Here is a 17,222-nt window from a genome sequence, read left to right on the forward strand (position 1 = left end):
GTCTAACCCGGCCGAGTGATAAGCGGTCTTACTAGCGCTCACCGAACGTCACAAGTGGTCCCCGGGCAGATTGAGGCGCAAGGGAAGCGGTACAGGGGTGAGCAGAAACGATCTGCCGCCGGGCGGGTGCCAAACCCATGCCGGGCATGCGCCTGTCCTATGCCGGACCCGGCCGCCACGCGGTACCGCCCGGTGGCTGGAAGCGCCGTCCGGCCAGCCCCTATGATCGGCACACCTTCCTGCGCGGGCCCGGCCTCGCCGAACAACTGCACTGCGGGAGCAAGTGGTGAACGGAACGTCTGAAGGCCAAGCGCCCACAGCGGTCACAGCACCCGACCTCGCCAGGGCGCCCACTACGGAGCGTCGTCGTCCGGGGCAGCGGCCCGATCACCGGGCCGCCTTCGCCGCGGCCCCCCTCGCGCTCGGCGTCGTCGACGGCGAGGGCCTCCTCGTCGACGCCAATGACGCGCTCGCCGAGCTGCTCGGCGCGACCCCGGACGACCTGACGGGACGCCTCGCCGCCGATCTGGTGGACCTGGCGTCGGACGCCCGCACCTGGCACGCGTACCGCGAGGTGCTCCGCGGCCGCCAGGCGAAGCTGCGCTGCACCCGGCGTCTGAAACACCCGGACGGTCACTCGCTCTGGGTCCAGGTCACCGTCTCGCCGATGCCCGGCGGTCGTACGGTGCTGCTCGCGGCCACCGACATCAGCGCGCGCCGCGAACTCCAGGCGCGGCTGCGGCATCTGCAGATGCACGATCCGGTGACGCGGCTGCCCAACCGCAGCCTGTTCTTCGAACGCCTCGCCGCCGCGATCGAATCGGGCGCGTACGACGACGCGGGCACCGGCAGGATCGGCCTCTGCTATCTGGACCTCGACGGGTTCAAGGCGGTCAACGACACCCTGGGCCACCGGGTCGGCGACCGGCTGCTCGCGGCCGTCGCCGAGCGGCTCACGCGGTGCGCCGACGAGGCCGGTCACGGCAGGGCGGCGGTGCCGCTGGTCGCGCGGCTCGGCGGCGACGAGTTCGCGCTGCTGGTCGAGGACTCGACGGGCACGGACCAGCTCGCCGACCTCGCGGACGCGGCGCTCAAGGCGCTGCAGGTCCCCTTCGATCTCGCGGGCCAGCGGCTGTCCGTATCGGCGTCGATCGGCGTCGTGGAGCGGCGCGCCGCCGGAACCACGACGACCTGTCTGATGCAGGCCGCCGACACGACGCTGTACTGGGCGAAGTCGGACGGCAAGGCGCGCTGGACGCTCTTCGACCCCGAGCGCAACGCCCACCGGATGACCCGGCAGACGCTGTCGAGTTCGCTGCGTCCGGCCGTCGACCGCGGTGAGTTCGTCCTCGACTACCAGCCGCTTGTACGCCTGGAGGACGGCGGTGTGCGCGGGGTCGAGGCGCTGGTGCGGTGGCAGCATCCGCACTTCGGGCTGCTGACGCCGAATCGGTTCATCGGATTGGCCGAAGAGGACGGTTCGATCGTCCAGCTGGGCCGCTGGGTGCTCCGGACGGCGTGCCGTCAGGCCCGGCAGTGGCAGCTGGACCACCCGGAGCGGCCACCGGTCTTCGTGAGCGTCAATGTCGCGGTGCGGCAGGTGTGGGACTCGGACCTGGTCGCCGACGTCGCTCAGATCCTCGCCGAGACGGGCCTGGCCCCCGAGCTGCTCCAGCTCGAACTGACCGAGTCGGCGGTGATGGGCTCGGCGGGCCGCCCGTTGCAGGCCCTGCAGTCGCTCAGCGACATGGGGGTGCGGATCGCCATCGACGACTTCGGCACGGGGTACTCGAACCTCGCGTACCTGAGCCGGCTGCCGGTGTCCGTCCTGAAACTGGACGGCTCCTTCGTGCGGGGCTTCCAGTACGACGCCGAGGCGGGCGAGGGGCACATCAACCCCGCCGACGAAGTCATCGTCGAGGCGCTCGTGCAGCTCGCGCACCGGCTCGGCCTGACCGTCACCGCGGAGTGCGTGGAGACCACGTCACAGGCGGCACGGCTGCGGCGGATCGGCTGCGACACCGGGCAGGGGTGGCTGTACTCCCGCCCGGTGGCGCCGGATCGTATCTCCGCGCTGCTCGCCGCGGGCTGAGGGTCAGGCGCCGGGCAGTCCGTAGGCGTCCGCGATCAATTCGTACGAGCGCAGGCGCACGTCACCGCTGTGCGCGTTGGCGGTGATCATCAGCTCGTCGGCGCCGGTGCGCTTGGCGAGGTCGTCCAGGCCGGTGCGGACCTGGTCGGCGGTGCCGTGGATGACATTGGAGTTCCAGCTGTTGACGAACTCCCGCTCCATCTCGCTGAACGCGTACGCCTCGGCCTCTTCGGGCGTCGGGACGAGCCCGGGCTTTCCGGTGCGCAGCCGGACCATGTTCAGGGCGGCGGCGAGAACCTGGCGCCGCGCCTCGCCCTCTTCGTCGGTCGCGAGCGCCGATACGCCGATCAGGGCGTACGGGGCGTCGAGGACCGCGGAGGGCTTGAAGGACTCCCGGTAGAGGTCGAGCGCCGGGATCGTGTTCTGTGCGGAGAAGTGGTGCGCGAAGGCGAAGGGCAGGCCGAGGACGCCGGCGAGGCGGGCGCTGAACCCGGAGGAGCCAAGGAGCCACAGGGGCGGGCGGTGCGAGGACTGGACGCCGCCGGGGGACGTGGCCTGGATCGGGCCGGGGACGGCGTGGATACGGCCGTACGGGTGGCCGTCGGGGAAATCGTCGTCCAGGAAGCGGGTCAGCTCGGCGAGCTGCTGCGGGAAGTCGTCGGCGCCTTCGTTCAGGCGGTCCGTCCTGCGCAGGGCGGCGGCGGTCGCGCCGTCCGTGCCCGGGGCGCGCCCCAGACCCAGGTCGACGCGCCCCGGGGCCATGGCCTCCAGGGTGCCGAACTGCTCCGCGATGACGAGAGGAGCGTGGTTCGGCAGCATGACGCCGCCCGAGCCCAGGCGGATCCGCTCGGTGTGGGCGGCGAGGTGGGCGAGGATGACCGCAGGCGACGAGGAGGCCACGCCCGGCATGGAGTGGTGCTCGGCCACCCAGTAGCGGTGGTAGCCGCGCTCCTCGCCCAGCTTGGCGATCTCCACGCTCTTCTTCAGGGCGTCGGTGGCGGTGCGCCCCGCCCCCACGGTCACCAGGTCGAGCACGGACAACGGAACCGGCGCACTGCCGTGCCGCTCGCCGCGGATGTCGTCGCTCGGTTCCACTGTCACGGGGTCCAGCCTCCTGCTGCGCGTACTTCTGCGGTTCTTCTTACTCCGCACGACCCAACAGGAGGGTCACTCCGTTTTATTCCCGGGGAGCCGGACACGGGTCCGGCGGGGCCGCAGGGCCCCGCCCCGCCACCCCCGGCGCTACCCCCGCACCTGCACCACCGGCTCCTTCGTGAACAGTGCGCCCAGGGATGGCGCGTTCACCCGGCGGGCCGCCAGGCGCAGGCCCTCCCAGACCGTGACCTGGTTCGCCGTCAGGACCGGCTTGCCCAGCTCCTGCTCCAGGTCGTGGACGTAGGCCGCGGTGTGCAGGGCCGTGTCGGGGAGCAGGAGCGCCTGCGCGTCCGGGTGGTCGCCCGCGCGGGCCATGGCGCGGACCTCCTCCCAGCCCCACGTACCGACCTCCGCGGCGGTGATGATGCCGCTCCCCCGCGTCGACACGACCTCGACCCCGGACGCCTTCAGGAACGAGGCGAAGAGCCCCGCCACGTCCTCCGGATACGTCGCCGCGACCGCGACCCTGCTCGCGCCCACCTCGCCCACCGCGTGGGCGAAGGCGAACGACGTACTGGACGCGGGCAGGCCCGCCGACCGGGCCAGGGCGCGGACCTGGTCGTGCGCCCCCTCCCAGCCGAAGACGAAGCTCGCGCTGGTGCAGGCCCACACCACGGCCTCCGCGCCGGCCAGGCGAAGCTCCTCGACCCCTGCGGCGAGCCGTTCCGGTGATCCCATCTCCAGGAGCGCGTCGACCCGGTGCGCGTCCTCGCCGATGTCGGTGTGGACGACCTGCAATCGGACATCACTTCCCAGCATCTGCTCCATGCGGGGGTAGTCGTCCTCAGCCGAGTGACCCGGATAGAGGAAACCAAGTGCGGTCACTTCCAGCCTCCTTCAAGGCAGCGGTGGTGGTCCTTCGGGCAGACCCTCGGACAGGCCCCGGGGCGGATCGACCGGCAGCACGCCGGGCAGCGAACCCGGCCCGGTGACCGGGCCCGCGCCCGGCCTGGCGCTCGGATTGATCAGCGCCTGGTAGGGCCCTACGGCATGGGTACCCAGACGGCGCAGCGCCGACCACATCGTTACCTGGTTCGCGGAGATCACCGGCATCCGCAGCTCGGCCTCAAGCTGCGGAATGACGTCGTAGGTCGCCAGGTTGGTGCAGCTGATGAAGAGCGCGTCGGCCCCGCCGAGCACCGCCCTGCGCGCCATGTCCGCCACGTCCTTGTACGGCACTTTCCAGATGTGCCGGGTCAGGCCCAGATAGGCGCGGCCGGTGACGGACACACCGGATTCGGCCAGATACTCCTCGAGGGACTGGGTCACCGACCAGGTGTACGGCGTGACGAGCGCGATGCGCCGCGCGCCCAGATCGTCGAGCGCTTCGAGCAGCGCGCCCGAGGTCGTGACGGAGGAGACCGCGCCCTCCCGGCGCATGGCCTCGCACATCGCGCGCTCGCCGGCGATGCCGCCGACGAAGCTGCCCGACGTACAGGCGTACGCGAGGACTTCGGGTTCGGCGGCGCTCAGGGCACGCACCGCCTCGGCCAGCGTTTCGTGCTCGCTGACGAGTCGTGCCAGGTCAAGGCTTACCTCGACGGGCACGTACGGAGTACGGGTCAGGTGGAGGGAGACCTCGTCCGGCACCCAGCGCCAGAGCTCCCTGTCGAGTGCGAAGTCGAATGGTGCGACGACACCTACACCGCGTTGAGGGTGCGGTCCGCCGAGGAAAGAGACGTCCATGAGCAGGCCCCAAGTTCGTGCGTGCGTGCATTTGAGGGACCGGCCGGGGGCCGGGAGATGCGGAACCGGCGACGCGCCGGGACGTCGGGACGGGGCAAAAGGCGCGAAGAAAGCGCTACAGAGTGTGCTACGACCTCGCACGGAGCGTACTCAGTCGTGGGGTGCTTGTGATAGAGCACCTCTGTTGACGAAGGTAGTTTCAGGTGCGAGCGTGGTCAATCCGCGCATCTCAGACGGCTCTGGCCGACACAAAACTCAGGGAAGCGGACTCTCATTGCGAAACGGTTTCTCCCCGATGTCCGAATCAAGCTCTGATCCGATGTCCGAAACAACCGTTCTGGTCCTTGACGCCCCGTCCCCCGCTCCGCCGCCCCGCCTGGGCAGCCTCACGGGCCGCGCCCGGATCCTGCACGCGGACGCGGACACCCTTTCGGCCCAACTCCCCCACGCCGACGTTCTCCTGGTGTGGGATTTCCTCTCGGACGCCGTGCGCCAGACCTGGCCCGGCGAGGGGCAAAGGCCCCGCTGGGTGCACACCGCGAGCGCGGGCGTGGACCGCCTGATGTGCCCCGAGCTCGTCGAGTCCGACACGCTGGTCACGAACGCCCGCGGCGTATTCGACCAGCCGATCGCCGAGTACGTGGCCGCCCTGATCCTCGCCATGGCCAAGGATCTGCCGCGCACCCTCCGGCTCCAGGACGCACGCACCTGGCAGCACCGCGAGACCCAGCGGATCTCGCGTACGCGCGCGTGTGTCGTGGGTTCGGGCCCGATCGGGCACGCCATCGTGCGGATGCTGAAGGGCCTGGGGATCATCACCGCGCTCGTGGGGCGCAGCGCACGCAGCGGCGTGCACGGACCCGACGAACTCGACCGGCTCATGGCGCGCGCCGACTGGGTGGTGTGCGCGGCGCCGCTGACGGACGACACGCGCGGCATGTTCGACGAGCGGCGCTTCGGCATGATGCAGCCGTCGGCGCGCTTCATCAACATCGGGCGCGGCGCGCTGGTCGTGGAGGACGCCCTGGCGGCCGCCCTGTCGAAGCGGTGGATCGCGGGCGCGGCACTCGACGTCTTCGAGCACGAGCCGCTGCCGGCGGACAGCCCGCTGTGGACGGCGCCGGGCCTCCTGGTGTCCCCGCACATGAGCGGTGACGTGGTCGGCTGGCGCGATGAACTGGGCGCGCAGTTCGTCGAGTTGTACGAGGAGTGGGCGGCCGGGCGGCCTCTCTCGAACGTGGTCGACAAGAAACGCGGGTACGTACCCGGGAACTGATCGTTCCCCGAGCCGCCCCCGAGCCACCCCCACCCCCTGAGCCCTTGAGGCGAGCCACTTCCCTCCCCCCTGAGGAGCGTGCATGACCGAGCTCACGGATCTCACCGCGGTACAACTCGTCGAGGCCTATCGCAAGGGCGAATTCAGTCCGGTGGACGCGACACGGGCGGCGCTGCGCAGGGCCGAGGACGTGCAGCCCGTGGTGAACGCCTTCGTGCGCGTCGACGCCGAGGAGGCCCTCGCGCAGGCCGAGGAGAGTACGCGGCGGTGGCGGCGCGGTGAGCCGGCAGGCCTGGTGGACGGGGTTCCCGTCTCGGTCAAGGACATCCTGCTGCAGCGCGGCGGACCGACGCTGCGGGGGTCCAGGACGGCGCGCACGGAGGGGCCCTGGGAGGAGGACGCGCCGTCGGTGGCGCGGCTGCGCGAGCACGGCGCGGTGTTCATCGGCAAGACGACGACGCCCGAGTTCGGCTGGAAGGGCGTCACGGACAGCCCGCAGAGCGGGATCACCCGCAATCCGTACGACCCCTCGCGCACCGCGGGCGGTTCGAGCGGCGGCAGCGCGGCCGCCGTGGCACTCGGCGCCGCGCCGGTGTCGCTCGGCACGGACGGCGGCGGCTCGGTGCGCATCCCCGGCTCCTTCTGCGGCATCTTCGCGCTGAAGCCGACGTACGGAAGGGTGCCGCTCTACCCCGCCTCCGCGTTCGGCACGCTGGCGCACGTCGGCCCGATGACGCGGGACGCGGCGGACGCGGCGCTCCTGATGGACGTCATCAGCGGTCCCGACCCGCGTGACTGGTCGGGGCTGGGCCCGGCGGCCGACAGCTTCCGCGCGGGTATCGAAGGCGGCGTACGCGGACTGCGCATCGCCTACTCCCCTTCGCTCGGCGGTCAGGTGGCCGTACGGCCCGCGGTCGCCGCGGCGGTACGGCAGGCGGTGGAGTCACTTGCGGCGCAGGGTGCGTACGTGGAGGAGACCGACCCGGACTTCACGGACCCGGTGGAGGCGTTCCACACGCTGTGGTTCAGCGGCGCCGCTCGCGTGATCCAGCATCTGCCGCCCGCGCAGCGGGCGTTGCTCGACCCCGGGCTGCGGGAGATCTGTGCGCAGGGCGCCCGGGCCAGTGCGCTCGACTACCTTGCCGCAGTTGACGTACGCATGGAGCTCGGCCGTCGCATGGGCGGCTTCCATCAGACGTACGACCTCCTGATCACTCCGACCTTGCCGATCACCGCTTTCGAGGCTGGAGCGGAGGTACCGAAAGGTTCCGGCCATCGTCGGTGGACCGGATGGACGCCGTTCACGTACCCCTTCAACATGACGCAGCAGCCGGCCGCGACCGTCCCCTGCGGGGTGGACCGCGACGGGCTGCCCATCGGGGTGCAGATCGTGGCGGCGCGGCACGCCGACGCGCTCGTCCTGCGGGCCGCGCACGCGCTGTACGAAGCGGGCAGCGCTCGGATCGCGCCGCCCGCCGCTGTCTGAGCCGCCGGGCGGGATCTACGCCCTGCGGAAATTCAGCGTCTCGCCCTGCGCGCCCGCGCGCCACAGGTCGTTGCAGGCCTCGGCCATCCGGTCGAGGCCGTCGACCACCTGCCCCCAGACGATGCCGGGAACCCAGCCGACGTCTCCGTTGAGCAGCAGGTTGTTGCGCTCGTAGAAGAGCGCGAGGTCCACGACCGTGGCGCCCGCCTTGACGTCGGCGGCCGGTTCGTACCCATAGGCCTGTGTGCCCAGCTGTGTCCCGTTGAACGAGAAATAGCAGAGGTCGCCGGGAATGGGGGTGACTGTCGGATTCTCCAGGGGCGGCTCGCGGTCCGCGAAAGCCGGGAAAAGGGCGTAGATCTCATTGCGGGCATACTTCGCGTGATAGACGTCCTCCGCCAGCGGGAGCGCCTCCCACACCGCCGCGCAGGTCACCGGGGCCCGGTCGTCGAGCAGCTTTGCCGTGCACGTAACTCCCCGCTTGGCGAGGGAGACTTCGATGAATCGGTCTGCCATGTGTCCCATGCTCCTCCCTGGGTCAAGACCACAACGATTGCATCAGGGGCCGAAATTGGCCCGCATATTCTGCGTCGAGTCGGGTAGCCGCGCGCCCATGGCTCCACCACATGAGAACAACGAGGGATTCACAGGCAGCAGGCTTCGCCGCCGCTCCCTGCTCGCAGGAGCAGCGGCGCTCGGAGCTCTCGGGGCTGCGGGGTGCGTGAAGGTTCCGGAGGAGGGGAAGGTCGAGGGCGGGGATCTACTGAGCAAGCTCCGCGATGCGGGGACCGTGCGGATCGGTGTGGCGGGAGAGCTTCCCTTCGGCTACATCGACAAGAAGGGTGAGGTCACCGGGGAGGCACCGGAGATCGCCAAGGTGATTTTCCCGAGGCTCGGGGTGCCGAACGTCAAGGCAGTGCCCACCGAGTTCGGCGCGCTGATTCCGGGGCTCACCCAGGCGCAGCAGTTCGACGTCGTGTCCGCGGGGATGTACATCAACCCGGTCCGCTGCGCGCAGGTCCTCTTCTCCGATCCCGACTACCTGATGCTCGATGCCTTCATCGTGAAGAAGGGCAATCCGCACGGGATCAAGCGGTACGAGGACATAGTCAAGAAGAAGCTCAAGCTGGCCAGTGGCACCGCGTACGCCGAGATCGCCTACGCGGAGGCCGCGGGCGTGAAGGACATCCTCATCCTGCCGGACCCGGTGGCGGGCCTCGCCGCGGTCGAGCAGGGCCGGGTCGACGCCTTCGCGGGCACCGCCATCACCACGCGTGACGTGGTCAAGGGCAGCAAGCGGGCCGAGGTGACGGAGCCCTTCCAGCCCGAGGTGGACGGAAAGCCCGCCTACGGCGCCGGCGGCTTCGCCTTCCGGCTCTCCGAGAAGAAGCTGCGCGACGCCTTCAACGCGGAGCTCCAGAAGATGAAGAAGAGCGGGGAGCTGCTGCGGGTCGTCGGCAAGTTCGGCTTCACCAAGGACGAGATGACCAAGCTGACGCTCGACGATCTGTGCCCGCCCGTGAAGGGAGCCTCCTGATGATGACGTGGGACTTCATCACGGCGTGGTTCCTGCCCGGTCTCTGGATCACCGTGCAGATCACGGTCTACAGCGCGGCGCTGGCCTTCGTCATCGCCTTCGCGATCGGCGTGCTGCGTACGTCGCCGCTCTGGATCGTGCGTTTCCTGGCCGGGGCCTACTTCGAGATCTTCCGCGGCACGTCGGCCCTGGTTTTCATGTTCTGGATGGCCTTCACGTTGCCGATGCTGTTCGGCTTCAGCTTCCTGCCGATGGCCGCCGGTGTGCTGGCCCTCGGGATCACCTACGGGGCGTACGGCTCGGAGATCGTGCGCGGCGCTCTCGCCGCCGTGCCGGTGGCGCAGCGCGAGGCGGGGGTTGCGCTGAACTTCACCAAGACGCAGCGCCTGCGCAAGATCGAGATCCCGCAGGCCTGGCCCGAGATGCTGCCGCCCTTCAACAACCTGCTGATCGAGCTGCTCAAGGGCACCTCGCTGGTCTCCCTCATCGCGGTGGCCGACATGACCTTCGCGGGCAACCTGTGGCGGCTCGTCACCGCCGAGAGCGCTCCGGTCTACACGGTCCTGCTCGTGGTCTATTTCGTGCTCGCCTTCGTCATGACGCGCGGTATGCGGCTCCTTGAGCGGCACGCGAAGAAGAAGATCGGCCAGGCGCCGGAGAAGCTCGGCCTCTTCAGCGGACTGCGCTCCAAGTCGTCGATCGATGACATGACCGTCACCGGGGGTGCCAAGTGAACTGGGACTGGTCCAACGTCGAAGACTTCATGCCCCATTTCTGGGACGGCCTTGTCGTCACTCTCCAGGCGGTGGCCTGGGGCACCGTGATCGCGTTCTCCCTGGGTCTGCTCTGGGCGATCGCCCAGCGCTCCGACCAGGTGTGGATCCGCTGGCCGGTGACGGCGATCACCGAGTTCATCCGGAACACGCCGCTGCTCGTGCAGCTGTTCTTCCTGTTCACCGTCGTCCCGGAGTTCGGCCCCACGATGTCGCCGCTCACCACGGGCATCGTCGGCCTCGGTCTGCACTACTCGACCTACACCGCCGAGGTGTACCGCGCGGGCATCGAGGGCGTTCCCGTCGGCCAGTGGGAGGCGTCCACCGCGCTCAGCCTGCCCAAGCGCCGCACCTGGACCGCGATCATCCTGCCGCAGGCCATCCGCCGTGTGATCCCCGCCCTGGGCAACTACGTGGTGTCGATGCTCAAGGACTCCCCGCAGATCGCCGCCATCGGCGCCCTGGAAATGCTGGGCGAGGCCAAGGGATTCACCCAGGCGACCTTCACCTACGAGGCCATCAGCATCGTCGGCATCGCCTTCATCGTCATCGCCTACCCGGCTTCCGTTCTTCTCCGAGTCTTGGAGCGTCGTCTTGTCCGCTGACAGCAGCACTTCCCAGGAAATCCCCAACCCGGCCGTGGACGGCAGCGAGCTGATCCGCTTCGACAAGGTGGTCAAGCGCTACGGCTCGAACACCGTCCTCGACGAGCTGGACTTCTCCGTCGACTCCGGCAAGCACGTCACTCTGATCGGCCCGTCCGGCTCCGGCAAGACCACGATCCTGCGCCTCCTGATGACCCTGGTGAAGCCCGACCAGGGCACCATCAAGGTGGGTGGCAGATACCTCATGCACGAGGAGAAGAACGGCAAGCTCGTCCCGGCGAACGAGAAGTACATCCGCGAGGTCCGCAAGAACATCGGGATGGTCTTCCAGCAGTTCAACCTGTTCCCGAACATGAAGGTCCTGCGCAACATCACCGAGGCGCCGGTCCAGGTGCTCGGTCTCGGCAAGGACGAGGCCGACCAGCGGGCTCGCGAACTGCTCGAACTGGTCGGGCTCACCGAGCACATCGACAAGTACCCGAGCCAGCTCTCCGGCGGTCAGCAGCAGCGCGTCGCCATCGCGCGCGCCCTGGCGATGCGCCCGCAGGTGCTGCTCCTGGACGAGGTCACGTCCGCGCTCGACCCCGAGCTGGTGGCCGGTGTTCTCGACGTCCTGCGGGACATCGCGCACACCACGGACATCACCATGCTCTGCGTGACCCACGAGATGAACTTCGCGCGTGACATCTCGGACCAGGTCCTGATGTTCGACTCGGGCCGGGTCATCGAGGCCGGGACCCCGGAGAAGATCTTCACCGAACCCGAGCACGAGCGGACCCGGGAGTTCCTCAGCGCGGTCCTGTGACCGCGGACCGTAATCACCCGTAATGATCCGCCGATGATCCGCACGAGAACCCGGGTGATGACGCTGGCATATGCCAGAGTGGCGCGTTCCTGCTGACAGGGCCGGGGGCGCGCCACATTCTCGTCAACAGCCGCTCCAAATCGGCCTCTTGGCGGCTATCGTGGGACGGAGCCCAGCTGTCCGGAACCGTTCCATGCAGGGGGAAGCCGTGGCGCTGAAGCACGAGCCGACGACGCCGCAGCACTCGGTGCAGAGCGCCCTGCGGGTGCTCGAAATCGTCGCCCGGCACGACACCGGCGTCACCGACGCCGAGCTGGCCCGCCAGACGAAGCTCCCCGCACCCCGGCTCGCCGCCCTGCTGCGCATGCTCCGCCGCGAGGCGTACGTGGACCAGACCGCCGACGGCGCGTATGTGACCGGTGACTCCCTCAACCGTCTCGGCTCCGCCGAGGGCCGCGACCGTGCGCTGCGGGACAAGCTCAAGGTGACGCTCGACGGGCTGCGCGACACGATCGGCGCGGCCGTCTACATCAGCCGGTACGAAGACGGCGAAATCAAGATCACCGACTTCGCGGACGGCCCCCGCACCCCGAAGGTCAACGAGTGGGTGGACTTCCGCTCCTCCGCACACGCCAGCGCGGTCGGCAAGAGCCTGCTGACCCAGCTCGACCTGAACGGCCGCAGGGACCACCTCTCCCGCCACAAGATGGCCCGCCTCACCTCGCGGACGATCACGAACGAGCGGGTCCTCCTGAACCGCCTCGCCGCCCAGCCCGCCACGGTCCCGGTCCTCGACCTCCAGGAGTACGCGGTCGGCACGGTCTGCGCCGCGGTCCCCATCACCGCGGGCTCCGCGGTCGGCTGCCTGGCGCTCTCCCTGCCGGTGGAGCACGCGCACCGGCTGCGGGAAGCGGCCCGGACGCTCAATCGCGGGGCGGCGCCGGTGCTGCTCTCCCTCGCGATCTAGGGGCGGACCGCACGGCGATCCCGGGCGGTTCTGAGCACCCCCCGGGACCAGGTATTATTTTCGAGTCAGCAGGCGCCGTTAGCTCAGTTGGTTAGAGCAGCTGACTCTTAATCAGCGGGTCCGGGGTTCGAGTCCCTGACGGCGCACGACAGTGAGAAGCCCCTCGCGCAAGCGAGGGGCTTCTTTCTTTGCCTGTCCCCGCATGTCCCTTCCCCCGCATGTCCCTCCCCCCCCGTATATCCCCCGCACCGGTGAGGACAGCTCCGCACGGGCGCCGCGATACTGGCACGGCCTCCTGCCCCGAGGAGCCCTTGATGCAACGACCCCTGCTCGCGCTGTCCCGGGTGTCCCGGCTGCGCACCACCCGCCCCTATGTGGTGGACACCGCACTCACCGCCGTGGTGCTCTTCGCCGTCTCGCTCCAGTTCCTCTTCCCCGACGAGGGGGGCGACCCGCTGAGCCCCGGCGGATTCGTCCTGGGTGCCGGGACCGCGGTGCCGCTGATCTGGCGGCGCCGCGCACCCTTCGCCTGCGCCGCCTTGATCGCCGTCTTCACGCCCGCCATGGCGCTCTACCACCGGCCGCCGCCCGACGTCTGCTTCGGCGGCATGGTCGCCCTCTACACCGTGGCCGCCCTGAGCCCGCCGCTGAAACGGCGCGTCATGTTCGGCGGATGGCTGGCGGGGGCCGCCATCACCATGGCCTTCAAGGAGCACGCCGAGCCCTACGAATACCCCTTCCACCTGATCAGCCTCATCAGCGCGTACGCCCTCGGGGCCTTCGCCCGCGTGCAGCGCGCGTACACCGCGGCCCTGGAGGACCGGGCCCGGCGCCTGGAACGGGAGCGCGCCACCGAGACGGCGCGTGCGGTCAGCCAGGAGCGGTCCAGGATCGCCCGCGACATGCACGACATCCTCGCCCACGCGGTGAGCCTGATGGTGGTCCAGGCGGAGGCGGGCCCCGTGGTCGTCCGCAGCGATCCGGACCGCGCGGTGGGGGCGTTCGACGCGATCGCGGGCGCGGGGCGCGACGCGATGGTGCAGTTGCGGCGCATCCTGGGCGTACTGAGAGAGCCGTCGGCCCCGGACGGACGAGACCCGCAGCCGACGCTCGCCGCGCTCCCGGAACTGACCGCCCTCGTCGAACGGGCCGGTCTGCGCGTCGCGTTGGCGCAGACCGGGCAGCCGCGCCCGCTGCCGCCCTACGTCGAGGTGGCCGCGTACCGCATCGTCCAGGAGGCGCTGACCAACTGCGTGAAGCACGCGGCGGCGACGGAGGCGTCCGTCCGGCTCGACTGGTCGGACGTCGAGCTGCGGGTACGGGTCCAGGACGACGGAGTCGGGTTCCGCGCCCCGGCGGATTCGGGGCACGGGCTCGTCGGCATCCACGAACGTGCCGCCGCCTGCGGTGGCACGGCCGTGGCCGGCGACGGACCCGATGGCGGTTTCCGTGTCGCGGTACGGCTGCCCACGGCATCCTGGGGTGATGAGCATCCGGGTGGCGGTCGCGGACGATCAGGAGCTGGTGCGCAGCGGCTTCTCCATGATCCTTGAGGCGCAGCCCGACATCGAGGTGGTGGCGGAGGCGGGTGACGGCGCGCAGGCGGTGGCGGCGGTCCTGCGGCACGGTCCCGACGTCATCCTCCTGGACATCCGGATGCCCGGCATGGACGGCATCGAGGCGGCCCGCCGGGTGTGCGCGCAATCCAGCTGCCGGGTGGTCATGCTGACCACGTTCGACCACGACGAGTACGTCTACGAGGCGCTGTACGCGGGAGCCAGCGGCTTCCTGCTCAAGGACGTCCGCCGGGACGACCTGGTGCACGCGGTGCGGGTCGTGGCGGCCGGGGACTCCCTGCTCGCGCCCTCGGTGACGCGGCGCCTGGTGGCGGACGTGGTCCGGCGCCGCCGCACGGAGTCCGACGCACCCGACGTGTCGTCCTCCGAGCGCCTCGCGGTGCTCACCGCCCGCGAGGAGGAGACGCTGCGGCTGCTTGCCCGGGGGCTCTCCAATGCGGAGATCGCGGCGTCGTTCACGGTCAGCGAGCACACGGTGAAGACGCATGTCAGCAACGTCCTGTCGAAGCTGGGGCTGCGGGGCCGGGTGCAGGCGGTGATCTGCGCGTACGAGACGGGGCTCGTGGTGCCGGGGGGTTAGGTCTGTCGCGGTTCGCGCCGGGCGGGGTGCATTCACTCTCCCCCGCACGACCGAGACCTACCCCGCACGGGGGAGGCCGCAAGACCGCTCGCCACGGCGATCCGCCGCACACCCGCCGAGGACGACTCTGAGGGCGACCCGGACCCCGTCCACGGAGGAGGCAGAGCCATGCTGGCCGCCCTCGCTCGCACAGCGACCCGACGACCCAAGACCGTCATCCTCATCTGGCTTCTCCTCCTGGTCCTGGGCTTCGGCTTCGGCACCCGTGTCTTCGGCGACCTGACCTCGTCGGTCGAGGACGTCCCCGGCAGCGAGTCGGTCGCCGCCTCGGAGCGGCTGGACGAACTCACCCCGTACGGAGACGACTTCAACGCCGTCGTGTCGGGCCCCGCCGTCGACACCCCGCAGCTCCGCGCCCAGGTGGGCGACGCGATCGCCGACGTACGGAAGCAGCCCGGCATCGCGCAGGTGCCGGACCCGTACACCACGCGGGGTCTGGTCGCCGGGGACGGCAAGGCCCTGCTCATCCCCGTCACCCTCAAGGGCGGCCTCGACGACGACGCCGAGGAAGAGGCCACCGGCGACGCGGCCGACCGCATCCGCGAGATCAGCGCGGGCGATGTGGCGGTGAGCGGCGGGCCGCTGCTCGGCGAGCAGATGGGCGGCAGGGCCCAGGAGGACGTCGCACAGGCCGAGTTGATCACGCTGCCCGCCGTCCTCGTCGTTCTGCTGCTCATCTTCGGCGGGCTGCGGGCGGCCGGGCTTCCCCTCCTGGTCACCGTGAGCGGCGTGGCCGGTGCCTTCCTGACGCTCTACGGCTTCAGCCAATTCACCGAGATCTCCGTCTACGCCGTCCAGATCGTCACGATGCTCGGCCTCGGTCTCGCCGTCGACTACGCACTCCTGATGGTGATCCGCTTCCGCGAGGAGCGGGGGAAAGCGGGTGAGCGGGGGCAGACGAAGGACGATGTGGCGCGGGCCGTGCACGCGACCGTCGCCCACGCCGGACGCACCGTCCTCTTCTCCGGTCTCACGGTGGCCATCAGCCTGTCGGGGCTCGTCTGGTTCCCCAGCCCGTTCCTGCGCAGCATGGGCCTGGCGGCCAGTGCGGTGGTCGTCGTCGACATGCTGGCGGCGCTGACGCTGCTGCCCGCGCTGCTCGCCCTGTTCGGCGGCAAGATCGCGCCTTCGGGCACGAAATCCCGTACGCGTAACCGGCTCTGGCTGCCTCGCGGGTCCCGGCCCGCATCCGAACCCGGCGCTTTCTTCGCCCGCCTCGCGCTCTTCTCCGCCCGGCGCCCGCTGGCCGTGGCCGGCACCGTCGTCGCCGTACTGACCCTCCTCGCGCTGCCCGCCTTCGGGATGCGGATCAACATCGGGGACGCGCGGCAGCTCCCGCACGACACCGAGGCGCGGCAGCTCTACGACACCGTGCGCGAGCACTATCCGGCCGGGGCGGACACCGACCCCGTCCAGGTGCTCATCGGGGCCGGCGCCGACCCCGGCGCCGAGGCCGGGTTCCGCGCCCTGCCCGGCATCAGGGCCGCCGACAGCGAGCGGCTCTCCGACGGCACGGTCCTGCTGGAGCTGACCCCGAAGGGCTCGGTCGACGGTCCCGCAGCCACCCGGATCGTGGAGCAGGTGCGCGACCTCCGCGGGGACGAGCCCGTCCAGGTCACCGGCAACGCCGCGGGCCTCGTCGACTTCCGCTCGATGCTCGCCGAGCGCGCACCCTGGGCCGTACTCACCGTCCTGGTGGCCCTGTTCGCCCTGCTCTTCGCCTTCACGGGCTCACTGCTGCTCCCCCTGCGCACGCTCGCCACCACCCTGCTCAGCCTGGGAGCCGCGCTCGGCGTCGTGGTGTGGGTCTTCCAGGACGGGCATCTGGCGGGGCTGCTCGGGAGTGAGGGGCTCGGGGCGCTGAGTCTGACCGCGCCGCCGCTGATCATCGCGATCGCGTTCGGGCTCGCCATGGACTACGAACTGTTCATCCTGTCCCGGATGCGGGAGACGTGGCTGGAGACCGGCGACCACCGGGCCGCCACCGTCGAGGGCCTGCGCCGCTCGGGTCGTGTCGTCAGCTGTGCGGCGCTGCTGCTCGCGATCGTCTTCGGCGGCTTCATGACGGGTGGCTTCGCGCCGATCCTGCAGATCGGGCTCGGTCTGACGCTCGCCGTGCTCATCGACGCGACCCTGGTCCGGATGTTCCTCGTCCCGGCGACGATGACGCTGCTGGGCAGGCGCGCCTGGTGGGCGCCGCGCTCGATGCGAAGGCTCCACGAGCGCTACGGGCTCCGCGAGGAGGCGCCGGTGGCAGACGACCCCGTACCGGTCGGGCAGGGGCGCGGCCGAGCGGTCAGGCAAGCACCACCCAGTCCATGACCAGGGCGGCCACCAGGCCGACGGCGAGCAGATAGCTGCCGAGCCGGGTCCGTCCGCGCCTGCTGAGTTCGATCACCAGGCCGCAGAGGACGAGCAGCAGCCCGTACACCCCCACGACCAGGACGGACGACCGGCTCGCCAGGCGTACGGCGAGCACCACGGCCGCCGCGGCCATCAGCACCGAGGCCGCGGCGATCCGTATGCGCCGGGCCTGGCGCGGCGTGAGGCCTGCCCGGCCTGCCCCCATCTGGTCTGACGTGCTCATGGTTCAGGATCGTAATCGACCTGACCGGTGGCCATT

General features: G+C 70.4%; 16 protein-coding genes and 1 tRNA gene. 12 read left to right on the top strand and 5 right to left on the bottom strand.

All coding sequences use genetic code 11. The annotated features are described in order from the left end of the window. Positions 1–286 precede the first annotated feature (286 nt). A complete protein-coding gene (locus ACWFR3_RS08840; protein WP_453733859.1) occupies positions 287–2,092 on the top strand; it encodes a putative bifunctional diguanylate cyclase/phosphodiesterase in 1,806 nt (601 codons plus the stop codon). Between the two features lie 3 nt (positions 2,093–2,095). On the opposite strand, the gene ACWFR3_RS08845 is transcribed toward ACWFR3_RS08840, so the two are convergent. The 3 genes from ACWFR3_RS08845 to ACWFR3_RS08855 all read right to left on the bottom strand — a co-directional run bounded on the left by ACWFR3_RS08845 (position 2,096) and on the right by ACWFR3_RS08855 (position 4,933). Beyond that, positions 2,096–3,193: an LLM class flavin-dependent oxidoreductase gene (locus ACWFR3_RS08845; protein ID WP_453733860.1), complete on the bottom strand. Its 1,098-nt coding sequence runs from the start codon at positions 3,191–3,193 to the stop codon at positions 2,096–2,098. Between the two features lie 141 nt (positions 3,194–3,334). Next, entirely contained in the window at positions 3,335–4,072 is a 738-nt protein-coding gene (locus ACWFR3_RS08850) for a maleate cis-trans isomerase family protein (protein ID WP_453733861.1), read from the bottom strand. Between the two features lie 12 nt (positions 4,073–4,084). Further along, the gene (locus tag ACWFR3_RS08855; protein WP_453733862.1) at positions 4,085–4,933 is read right to left on the bottom strand and encodes a maleate cis-trans isomerase family protein; all 849 of its coding nucleotides are present in this window, start codon (positions 4,931–4,933) and stop codon (positions 4,085–4,087) included. 319 nt (positions 4,934–5,252) lie between these two features. On the opposite strand from ACWFR3_RS08855, the gene ACWFR3_RS08860 reads away from it, so the two are divergent. Both ACWFR3_RS08860 and ACWFR3_RS08865 read left to right on the top strand, forming a co-directional pair. After that, positions 5,253–6,209, top strand: coding sequence for a D-2-hydroxyacid dehydrogenase (locus ACWFR3_RS08860; protein ID WP_453733863.1), 957 nt, complete (start codon positions 5,253–5,255; stop codon positions 6,207–6,209). Between the two features lie 82 nt (positions 6,210–6,291). Continuing rightward, the gene (locus ACWFR3_RS08865; protein WP_453733864.1) at positions 6,292–7,695 is read left to right on the top strand and encodes an amidase; all 1,404 of its coding nucleotides are present in this window, start codon (positions 6,292–6,294) and stop codon (positions 7,693–7,695) included. 15 nt (positions 7,696–7,710) lie between these two features. Here ACWFR3_RS08865 and ACWFR3_RS08870 read toward each other — a convergent pair whose 3' ends face one another. Beyond that, entirely contained in the window at positions 7,711–8,211 is a 501-nt protein-coding gene (locus ACWFR3_RS08870; RefSeq protein ID WP_453733865.1) for a DUF3830 family protein, read from the bottom strand. Between the two features lie 97 nt (positions 8,212–8,308). Here ACWFR3_RS08870 and ehuB point away from each other — a divergent pair, with 97 nt between their 5' ends. From ehuB to ACWFR3_RS08915, 9 genes are all read left to right on the top strand, one after another. After that, positions 8,309–9,232, top strand: a complete 924-nt coding sequence (gene ehuB, locus ACWFR3_RS08875) for an ectoine/hydroxyectoine ABC transporter substrate-binding protein EhuB (protein ID WP_453733866.1) — start codon at positions 8,309–8,311, stop codon at positions 9,230–9,232. A gap of 2 nt (positions 9,233–9,234) precedes the next feature. Beyond that, entirely contained in the window at positions 9,235–9,966 is a 732-nt protein-coding gene (gene ehuC, locus ACWFR3_RS08880; protein WP_453733891.1) for an ectoine/hydroxyectoine ABC transporter permease subunit EhuC, read from the top strand. Beyond that, positions 9,963–10,610 carry an ectoine/hydroxyectoine ABC transporter permease subunit EhuD gene (gene ehuD, locus ACWFR3_RS08885; RefSeq protein ID WP_453733867.1) on the top strand — a complete coding sequence of 216 codons (648 nt, stop codon included), beginning with the start codon at positions 9,963–9,965 and terminating at the stop codon, positions 10,608–10,610. The genes ehuC and ehuD overlap by 4 nt, the downstream gene beginning before the upstream one ends. A 34-nt stretch (positions 10,611–10,644) precedes the next feature. Next, complete coding sequence (ehuA, locus tag ACWFR3_RS08890) at positions 10,645–11,415, top strand: ectoine/hydroxyectoine ABC transporter ATP-binding protein EhuA (protein ID WP_453733892.1); 771 nt, start codon at positions 10,645–10,647, stop codon at positions 11,413–11,415. A 208-nt stretch (positions 11,416–11,623) separates the two neighbouring features. Continuing rightward, positions 11,624–12,382 carry an IclR family transcriptional regulator gene (locus ACWFR3_RS08895; protein WP_453733868.1) on the top strand — a complete coding sequence of 253 codons (759 nt, stop codon included), beginning with the start codon at positions 11,624–11,626 and terminating at the stop codon, positions 12,380–12,382. Between the two features lie 72 nt (positions 12,383–12,454). After that, positions 12,455–12,528 (top strand) — tRNA-Lys (locus ACWFR3_RS08900). 168 nt (positions 12,529–12,696) lie between these two features. Continuing rightward, a complete protein-coding gene (locus ACWFR3_RS08905) occupies positions 12,697–13,935 on the top strand; it encodes a sensor histidine kinase (protein ID WP_453733869.1) in 1,239 nt (412 codons plus the stop codon). Next, on the top strand, positions 13,868–14,539 hold the full coding sequence (locus ACWFR3_RS08910; RefSeq protein ID WP_453733870.1) for a response regulator: 672 nt from the start codon (positions 13,868–13,870) through the stop codon (positions 14,537–14,539). Before ACWFR3_RS08905 ends, ACWFR3_RS08910 begins: the two co-directional genes overlap by 68 nt. A gap of 168 nt (positions 14,540–14,707) precedes the next feature. After that, positions 14,708–16,921: an MMPL family transporter gene (locus tag ACWFR3_RS08915; RefSeq protein ID WP_453733871.1), complete on the top strand. Its 2,214-nt coding sequence runs from the start codon at positions 14,708–14,710 to the stop codon at positions 16,919–16,921. On the opposite strand, the gene ACWFR3_RS08920 is transcribed toward ACWFR3_RS08915, so the two are convergent. Further along, complete coding sequence (locus ACWFR3_RS08920) at positions 16,896–17,186, bottom strand: hypothetical protein (RefSeq protein WP_190080288.1); 291 nt, start codon at positions 17,184–17,186, stop codon at positions 16,896–16,898. The two genes, ACWFR3_RS08915 and ACWFR3_RS08920, sit on opposite strands and share 26 nt — an antisense overlap. Between the last annotated feature and the right edge of the window lie 36 nt (positions 17,187–17,222).

It is taken from the genome of Streptomyces sp. NPDC055189 (assembly GCF_053606765.1).

Coding starts and splice junctions, on each gene's coding strand:
- ACWFR3_RS08855 (WP_453733862.1), bottom strand. CDS start 4,933: ATGGACGTCTCTTTCCTCGGCGGACCGCACCCTCAACGCGGTGTAGGT.
- ACWFR3_RS08860 (WP_453733863.1), top strand. CDS start 5,253: ATGTCCGAAACAACCGTTCTGGTCCTTGACGCCCCGTCCCCCGCTCCG.
- ACWFR3_RS08865 (WP_453733864.1), top strand. CDS start 6,292: ATGACCGAGCTCACGGATCTCACCGCGGTACAACTCGTCGAGGCCTAT.
- ACWFR3_RS08870 (WP_453733865.1), bottom strand. CDS start 8,211: ATGGCAGACCGATTCATCGAAGTCTCCCTCGCCAAGCGGGGAGTTACG.
- ehuB (WP_453733866.1), top strand. CDS start 8,309: ATGGCTCCACCACATGAGAACAACGAGGGATTCACAGGCAGCAGGCTT.
- ehuC (WP_453733891.1), top strand. CDS start 9,235: ATGACGTGGGACTTCATCACGGCGTGGTTCCTGCCCGGTCTCTGGATC.
- ACWFR3_RS08905 (WP_453733869.1), top strand. CDS start 12,697: ATGCAACGACCCCTGCTCGCGCTGTCCCGGGTGTCCCGGCTGCGCACC.
- ACWFR3_RS08910 (WP_453733870.1), top strand. CDS start 13,868: ATGAGCATCCGGGTGGCGGTCGCGGACGATCAGGAGCTGGTGCGCAGC.
- ACWFR3_RS08915 (WP_453733871.1), top strand. CDS start 14,708: ATGCTGGCCGCCCTCGCTCGCACAGCGACCCGACGACCCAAGACCGTC.
- ACWFR3_RS08920 (WP_190080288.1), bottom strand. CDS start 17,186: ATGAGCACGTCAGACCAGATGGGGGCAGGCCGGGCAGGCCTCACGCCG.